This window comes from Mesorhizobium sp. M1143 (assembly GCF_040318435.1).
Lineage (GTDB): Bacteria > Pseudomonadota > Alphaproteobacteria > Rhizobiales > Rhizobiaceae > Mesorhizobium.
The window spans coordinates 45,584-53,300 of record NZ_JAMYMJ010000041.1 but is presented as its reverse complement, the minus strand read 5'-3'; the positions used below and the strand labels follow the sequence as shown (position 1 = coordinate 53,300).

9 protein-coding genes are annotated in these 7,717 nt (G+C 62.1%); 3 read left to right on the top strand and 6 right to left on the bottom strand.

Annotated features, from left to right (window positions below):
* The first annotated feature begins 181 nt into the window (after positions 1–181).
* The 3 genes from NKH35_RS23365 (at position 182) to NKH35_RS23355 (ending at position 4,111) form a co-directional block, all read left to right on the top strand.
* On the top strand, positions 182–1,498 hold the full coding sequence (locus NKH35_RS23365; RefSeq protein ID WP_023734645.1) for a sugar ABC transporter permease: 1,317 nt from the start codon (positions 182–184) through the stop codon (positions 1,496–1,498).
* A 12-nt stretch (positions 1,499–1,510) separates the two neighbouring features.
* Positions 1,511–2,308 (top strand): ATP-binding cassette domain-containing protein, encoded by a 798-nt coding sequence (locus NKH35_RS23360; protein ID WP_023734644.1) that lies wholly within the window; start codon positions 1,511–1,513, stop codon positions 2,306–2,308.
* 156 nt (positions 2,309–2,464) lie between these two features.
* Positions 2,465–4,111 carry a CHASE domain-containing protein gene (locus tag NKH35_RS23355; protein WP_352916584.1) on the top strand — a complete coding sequence of 549 codons (1,647 nt, stop codon included), beginning with the start codon at positions 2,465–2,467 and terminating at the stop codon, positions 4,109–4,111.
* 39 nt (positions 4,112–4,150) lie between these two features.
* Here NKH35_RS23355 and NKH35_RS23350 read toward each other — a convergent pair whose 3' ends face one another.
* The 6 genes from NKH35_RS23350 to NKH35_RS23325 all read right to left on the bottom strand — a co-directional run bounded on the left by NKH35_RS23350 (position 4,151) and on the right by NKH35_RS23325 (position 7,632).
* A complete protein-coding gene (locus NKH35_RS23350; protein WP_023670102.1) occupies positions 4,151–4,393 on the bottom strand; it encodes a YMGG-like glycine zipper-containing protein in 243 nt (80 codons plus the stop codon).
* Between the two features lie 83 nt (positions 4,394–4,476).
* Positions 4,477–4,803 carry a hypothetical protein gene (locus tag NKH35_RS23345; protein WP_352521767.1) on the bottom strand — a complete coding sequence of 109 codons (327 nt, stop codon included), beginning with the start codon at positions 4,801–4,803 and terminating at the stop codon, positions 4,477–4,479.
* Between the two features lie 142 nt (positions 4,804–4,945).
* Positions 4,946–5,122, bottom strand: a complete 177-nt coding sequence (locus NKH35_RS23340) for a hypothetical protein (protein WP_023690108.1) — start codon at positions 5,120–5,122, stop codon at positions 4,946–4,948.
* A 129-nt stretch (positions 5,123–5,251) separates the two neighbouring features.
* Positions 5,252–6,286, bottom strand: a complete 1,035-nt coding sequence (locus NKH35_RS23335) for a sensor histidine kinase (RefSeq protein ID WP_023670099.1) — start codon at positions 6,284–6,286, stop codon at positions 5,252–5,254.
* Positions 6,287–6,449: 163 nt separating this feature from the next.
* Entirely contained in the window at positions 6,450–6,617 is a 168-nt protein-coding gene (locus NKH35_RS23330) for a DUF1328 domain-containing protein (RefSeq protein ID WP_023670098.1), read from the bottom strand.
* A gap of 220 nt (positions 6,618–6,837) precedes the next feature.
* A complete protein-coding gene (locus NKH35_RS23325; protein WP_023670097.1) occupies positions 6,838–7,632 on the bottom strand; it encodes a response regulator in 795 nt (264 codons plus the stop codon).
* Positions 7,633–7,717 lie beyond the last annotated feature (85 nt).

Genomic DNA, 7,717 nt, shown 5'->3' with positions numbered 1-7,717 from the left:
GGGCGGCCCCCCGGGAGGCCGCGGGGTTCTAACGTCCCCTCCCTAAGGTATGCACGGCGGGCGGCGGGAGTGAACCCCCGGGCGGGTTTCTCTACGAGAATTGTGTGTTTCCGCCATCGGCGGCAAACTTCTAGGCTGTGGTCCGGCATCCGCGCCAGACGGCAAGCCGCTGGAGGACATCATGACCGACACGACCTCAAATCCGCAGGCCGATACGGCACGAGCGTCTGAACTCGGCGCGGTCGCCCGGTTCCTGAAAGCGACCGAGCTCGACACGCGCATGCTCGGCATGGTCGGCGCGCTGCTGGTCATCTGGGTCGGCATACATATCCTGTCGGGTGGGCTTTTCCTGACGCCGCGCAATCTTTGGAACCTGTCGGTGCAGACGTCCTCGGTCGCGATCATGGCGACCGGCATGGTACTGGTCATCGTCATGCGCAACATCGACCTTTCGGTGGGCTCCGCCGAAGGCGTGATCGGCATGATCATGGGCGTGGCACAGGCCGAATTCCTGATTCGCATCATCGGCTTCCAGCTTGGAAACCCCTGGCTCTGGATCATCGCGCTTGCCGCCGGCGTGGTGCTTGGTCTGCTGATCGGCGCGTTCCAGGGCTTCATCATCGCCTATATGCAGGTTCCGGCCTTCATCGTGACGCTTGGTGGCCTGCTGGTCTGGCGCGGCATGGCATGGCTCATCACCAGCGGGCGCACGGTCGCGCCACTCGACGCCACCTTCCAGCTGATGGGCGGCGGACCACGCGGCTCGATTGGCGCCGCTGCCAGCTGGATCGTCGGCATCGTCGCCGGCGCAGCGGTCGCCTTCGCGCTGCTCAACGGCCGCTCGCAACGCAAGCGCTTCAGCTTTCCACTGCGCCCCGTCTGGGCCGAGACCTTGCTTGGCGTGGTCGCTTGCGCGGCCATCCTCGGCGCCGTGTGGATCGCCAATTCCTATCCATGGCCGATCGGCATCGTGCGCCAGTATGCACAGCAGAACGGCATCACCGTTCCCGAAGGCGGGCTGTTCATCGCGCATGGCATCGCCATACCGGTGCTGATGGCGGTGATTGTCGGCATCATCATGACGTTCATCACCAAGCGCACGCGTTTCGGCCGCTATGTCTTCGCCATCGGGGGCAATCCGGAGGCAGCGGAACTCGCCGGCATCAACACGCGCTGGGTGACCATGAAGGTGTTCATGATCATGGGTGTGCTGGCTGCAATCAGCGCGGCGATCTCGTCGGCCCGTCTCAATGCGTCAACCAATGCGCTGGGCACACTGGACGAGCTTTTGGTGATCGCGGCCGCTGTCATCGGCGGCACGTCGCTCGCGGGCGGCGCCGGAACGGTGATGGGCGCCATGCTCGGCGCGCTTCTGATGCAGTCGCTGCAATCCGGCATGGTGCTGCTCGGCATCGACTCGCCGCTGCAGAGCATTGTCGTTGGCGCTGTCCTGGTCATCGCCGTCTGGCTCGACACCGTCTACCGCAAGCGCGTCTAGGGAGGAACGATTATGGAAAAAACTGCTCCCACTGGTACGCCACTGATCGACATGCGCAACATCTCGATCGCGTTCGGTGGCATTCGCGCCGTCGACGATGCGTCCATCGATCTTTTCCCGGGCGAAGTGGTGGCGCTGCTTGGCCACAACGGCGCCGGTAAGTCGACGCTGATCAAGATCCTGTCGGGCGCCTACAAGCGCGATGCCGGCCAGATCTTGGTCAACGGCCAGGAGGCCTCGATCTCCACTCCGCGCGACGCCAAGAAATACGGCATCGAAACGATCTACCAGACGCTTGCGCTGGCCGACAATGTCGACGCTGCCGCCAACCTCTTCCTCGGCCGCGAACTGATGACCGCGTGGGGGACACTCGACGATGTCGCCATGGAGGCCGAGGCGCGCAAGGTGATGAGCCGGCTCAATCCGCGCTTCCAGCGGTTCAAGGAGCCGGTAATCAAGCTGTCGGGCGGCCAGCGCCAGTCGGTGGCGATCGCACGCGCCATCCTGTTCAACGCCCGCATCCTGATCATGGACGAACCGACGGCCGCGCTTGGGCCGCAGGAGACGGCGCAGGTCGGCGAACTGGTCAAGCAGATCAAGGCCGACGGCATCGGCATTTTCCTGATCAGCCACGACATTCACGACGTGTTCGAGCTTGCCGACCGAGTCTGCGTAATGAAGAACGGCCAGGTCGTCGGCACCGCGCGCACCACCGATGTGACCCAGGACGAAGTGCTCGGCATGATCATCCTGGGAAAGTGCCCGCCCGGCGCCATTCCCGGTCCGGGTGCGCTGAAGATCGCGGCCTGAGACCACGCTATCGTCAGCTGTCGTATTCACTGATGCTCGAGATCGATAAGCCGGCTAAATATGCATGATATGCCAGCTGTCATTATGGCTTGGCCGCGCCATTGTCTTGCCGCGGCGACTTGCCCATAAAGGTCCCGAACCGTCCATGGGCCTGCGTTGAAGAAGTTTTTCCCGATCCTTGCCTTCATTGCCGTTGCACTGATCAGCCTGACGATGGCGGGCTTCGCCTATTTCGCGACCCAGGAAGCGGCGCGCATCAAGTTCGAGGCGACGGCCGACGACGCGCTCAACCGCATCGAAAGCCGTATCGATCTGCATCTGTCACTGCTGCGCTCGACGCAGGCGCTGTTCGACGCCCGCAATGGCGAGATTTCAGGTAGCGAATTCAAGGCCTTCTTCAGCGCCCTCGGTGTCGATAACAATTTCGCCGGCCTGCGCGGCATCGGCTATCTCAGGCTGGCCAAGACCGGTGACGAAGCGGCGGTCGAGCGCGACATGTTGCGCGACCGCGGCGCCGCCCACACGGTCTATCCGGACACGACACAGCCATGGCGCACGCCCGTCGTGCTGTTCGAGCCGCTCGACCCTGCCAACGAATCCACCATCGGCTACGACATGTTCACCGAGCCGGTGCGGCGCGAGGCGATCGAAAAGGCGATGGCCGATGACGCACAGCACGCAAGCGGTCTGGTCCAGCTCGGCCAGGACACTGGCGCGGCGCAGACCTTTACCGGTTTCCTGGTCTTCGTCAGGCTCAATGTCGAAACCGCGCCGGATGGTATCAATGCGTCCAGATCATCGACATCAGGCCTTCTCTACGCGGCCTTCCGCGCCCGCGACCTGTTCCAGACCGCGCTCAGCCGCACGCCTTTGCTGCCGGTCAACACCGCGATCTATGACGGCACGGCCGACGCCGACAATCTTCTGTTCCAGTCGGAGACGCCGCCGGTTGCGAGCTTTGGCGACAGGCTGTTGGTGACGCGCAAGATCATCGTCGCCGGTCGGCCCTGGACGGTGCTGTTTCGGCCGACAAGTGCATTTTCGCAACCGTCCTCGCGCGCCATTCCGGTCATGCTCGGGCTGTTCGGCCTGCTTCTGGCCGGCGCCATAGCGTTGGTGGCCCGCTACCAGGAGCGCGCCTACGACGCCAAGTCGCTGCTGCATGAAACGACGGAAAAAAGCGTGCTCGAAAAGGATTTGATGCTGCAGGAGATGAAGCATCGAATCAAGAATTCGATCACGCGGGTGCTGGCGATTGCGCGCCAGACGGCGGCGCAAGCAACCGACGTGCAGGAGTTCTCAACTTCCTTCTCGGCCCGCCTGCAGGCAATGGCGGCTTCCCAGGACATGCTGACGCGTTCGCGCTGGCAGAAGGCCGATCTTGGCGACCTGCTGCGCATCGAGCTCGGCCAGGTATTCGGCAAGGAGCTTCCGGAAGGGATATTGTCAGGGCCTCAGGTGCTGCTCGACGAGAGGACGACGCAGGCGCTTGGCCTGACCTTTCACGAACTGGCGACGAATGCGCTGAAATATGGCGAGGCCGGCAATTCCGTGGGTGCGCTGAAGGTCGACTGGTCGTTCGAGGGGCGCGGGTCCGAGCGGATGCTGGTTCTGAACTGGCGCGAGGCCGGGCAGAAGGAACTCGAAGCGCCGGCGAAGACCGGCTTCGGCACCAAGCTGATCGACCTCAATGTCACGCGCGAGTTGCGCGGCACGATTGCCCGAGATTTTCGCGCCGATGGGTTTACGGTGGAAATCAGGATCCCGCAGCCTGATGCAGTCAAACAAACGGAGACCGGCTGACCGGTCTCCGTCGCGATTGTCTGACGCTTTTGAAGCGGATCAGCAGCGAGCGGTGTAGAGCCGGCCGCGATTGTCGCGATACTGGCAATAGCCGTTGCGCAGGTTGCGCACCAGCAGGCCGGAACCGGCGCCAACGGCTGCGCCGATCAGCGCACCCTTGCCGCCGCCGATCAGTCCGCCGGCCAAAGCACCGACACCGGCGCCGACACCGACATCCTGCTCGGTCGTGCTGCAGCCGCTGACGGCGACCACCGCAACCATGGCAATAATCAATTTCCGCATAGAATCTCTCCTCACTTTTGTCCTCACTTTAGTAAGCTCCAGCCGCTATTTAGCACGAAACAGCAGCCTTTGCCCGCTCGATCTTATTGTTGGCTAAGAGAGTCTTTTTCGCGGCGCGTGGCGTTCGACGCGACCACGACACTGGAAATCTGCAAAGACGCGTCGAGGGAACCGTCCGGGCGCACGTTCCAGACAATCTGGTCGTAATCATCCTCCAGCGCGGGGTCGACCGTAAGACATTTGGCAACGACGTGCTCGGCCTGATCCTGCACGTCGCCGGCAGCGAATGGACGTTCTGCCGTGCATGCTTCGGCGGTTTCGAAAACGCTGACCGGCACCGGCAGTTCACGGCATTCGGTCATGTTGTTCGAACAGCCAATTACCAAAAGCAAAGCGGCGATGTGTTCCACGGCGACACGTCCTCTCGCCATAAGAACGGTCCACAGCCGTCAAAGTTCCTGTGCCGCAAAGAGTGCTAATAGTTGGTTGGCTACGAACTGGACAGCTTCTGAGCCGGGCTGCTTGAGAGCGGCGTGAACCTGAGCATCTGGCTCAGGCCAATTGCGACGCCACGATCAGCACAACAGCGGCGACGAGCGCGACAGCGGCGAAGCGAAGCAAGGGATGCCAGGCGTGCTGCAAAGGCGAGGCTGAAGCATCAGGATCCTGAAAGCCGCTCATCGAGACCCGGGCGGCCTGCTCCAGCCTGTTCATATCGGCAACCGTCATGATCATTCCTCCCATACTCGCGTTGCAGGCTGCGGCCGAAACATCAGTTGAATCGGTCAAGATCCAGCAATCTCTGGGAACCACAGCATCGGATTTTATGGTGAACAGCCGGTTAAGGAATCCCGCCGCTCATTCGGTTTCGAAATTGCCGTGCGGAACGACGAGGCGATATTCGAGGCGGTCACTGGTGATCTCCAGCGTCGCCGTGCCGTTCAGCGATGCCGGCACGACACGTTCGAGGGCAACGCTGCCGAAGCGTTTCTCGGTGCGCCTGTTATCATTGGCGACAATGGCCTCGACCCAGGTCAGCGACAAAGCCGGCTTGTCTGCGGCCTCTGCGACGTTCGACAGATCGGCGGTTACCTCGACAAAGCCGTCCGGCCGCGCCAGGGCGCCGTAGCTGAATGAATTGACGGCGAGTTCGTGCATTGCCAGTCCAATATGAATGGCCGCGTTGGGATTGAGGTAGGGGTTGACGCCATTGAAGCGCAGGCTCTGCGCGGGATCGGCGCCGTAGCGAACGACCTGGCCGCGGATAAGCTCGCGAAGTGCTGCACCCCGCCAGTTCGACGACGTTACCAGATCCTGGGAGGAAGCCAGTGACTGCAGGCGGCCGCGAAAGCGCTTCAGGAAATCGTCGGGTGTCTCGGAATAGCGGCCGGTCTGGGTGGCAATACTCTGGATGATGGCCAACAGGTTCTTGGAGCGGTGGCTGACTTCGCGCAACAGCGTCTTCAGCGTCTGTTCGCGGCGTTTCTGCTCGGTGGTTTCCACCATCGTGGTGACGACGCCCTGAACGTCGCCGCGATGGCCCCGATCGGCATCGACCCATACCTGGAACCAGCGCATGCCATCACCGGTGGGAACACTCAGTTCAAGGCGTTCCGGATTGCCGGAAGCGATCACATTGCTTTTGGCGGCGGCGATTTGCTCAGCTTGCGCCGGTGGCAACGCGCCGTTGCTGTCGGCTGTGTCGGAAACCCACGGCGCACGCATGTTGCGGGCCCATACAGTCTTCAATTCACGATCCTGATAGAGGACGGAAATGCCGGCATTGTGCAGAGCGTGAAGCAAGGCCCGGCCAAGCTGCATTCCGCTTTCAGCCGGGTGCAGTGCGATCACCTCGTCGCCCTGTCCGCTCTCGCCTCCGCCAATGGAACGCATCAATCACCTGTCCACCTGATCAGGACCGAACGATTCACTTGGACTCAGTTCCTGAGTAGGTCCCCAGAAAAGGTCCGCCGGACGATGTCCCGTTGGAGGACATCGCCCGGCGGTGGCTGGAAACCGTTTGAGGGGTGCGGCTTCCAGTGTTCTTCGCCCGCTCCTACGATGCCCGTCTGAACAGGCCGGCCAGAAGCGAGATGACGAGGAAGGCGAGAAAGATGAAGAACAATATTTGCGCGATACCGGCCGAGGTACCGGCGATGCCGCCGAAACCAAGCGCGCCGGCGATGATCGCCACGACGAGAAATACGAGCGCCCAGTAGAGCATGATCTGTCTCCTTCCGATACTGGATCAAGAACGTGAGTGATTGCTGTTTGTTCCACCATTTGCCGAAAAAGAAGGTCTTTGGAAGAGGCCCGGACGCGAATTGATTCGCGCGCGTGAGCGCGATACGGCGCGACGGGCAGCCGCCGATCGCCGGGTTAGGCGATCGCCAGTGCCGCCAACGCTGCGAGGCGGCGAAAAGTTGGAGATTGAAGGCCCTACTTCACGCGGCGGCCTTGGCCTGCCGGTCGAAGAACAGCGCTTGGCTGATCAGCGCCTTGACCATGTCGGGATTGAACGGCTTGGTGACGAGGAAGGCCGGTTCAGGCCGCTCGCCGGTCAGCAGACGTTCGGGGAAGGCGGTGATGAAGATTACCGGCACCGAAGTCGACGACAGGATTTCGTTGACCGCATCGATACCCGAGCTGCCATCGGCAAGCTGAATGTCGGCCAGCACCATCTTCGGCCTTGTCTTGCCGAACATCGCCACCGCCTCGGTATGGGTGCGCGCGGTTCCGACCACGTGGTGGCCGAGGCTCTCGACCATTTCCTCGATGTCCATGGCGATCAGCGGCTCGTCCTCGATGATCAGCACATCGGTCGCCACCTGGCGAGAGATCTCATTGCTCGCCTGGGCAAGCAGTTCGGAGAATTCCTTGGCGTCGACATCGAGAATTTCAGCTGCCTCGTCTTCACCGAAGCCTTCGACCGCGACCAGCAGGAAAGCCTGGCGTGGCCGTGGCGCAATGGCGTTCAGATTGGCGGCGGCGCGCTGCTCCCATGCCGATTGCGCCTGCTCCTGCGGAACGCGGATGGCAATGGAGGTGAACAGTTTGGCGAATACCTTGTAGAGCGCGATGCGGTCGCTTGACGCTTGCGGGAAGATGTCGACGTCGGCGATGATGGCTTCGAGCATCGCGGCTACCAGCGCATCGCCACTCTCCTGCGATCCGGATACGGCGCGTGAAAAGCGGCGCAGGAACGGCAGGTGCGGAGCGATGGTTGCGGAAAGGCTCATGGTAGACGTCTCCCTCAGATGACGTGATTGCATAGATTGCAGGTCAAGCTGATTGCAAGCCCCAACACCCAAACGCGGGTTTTGC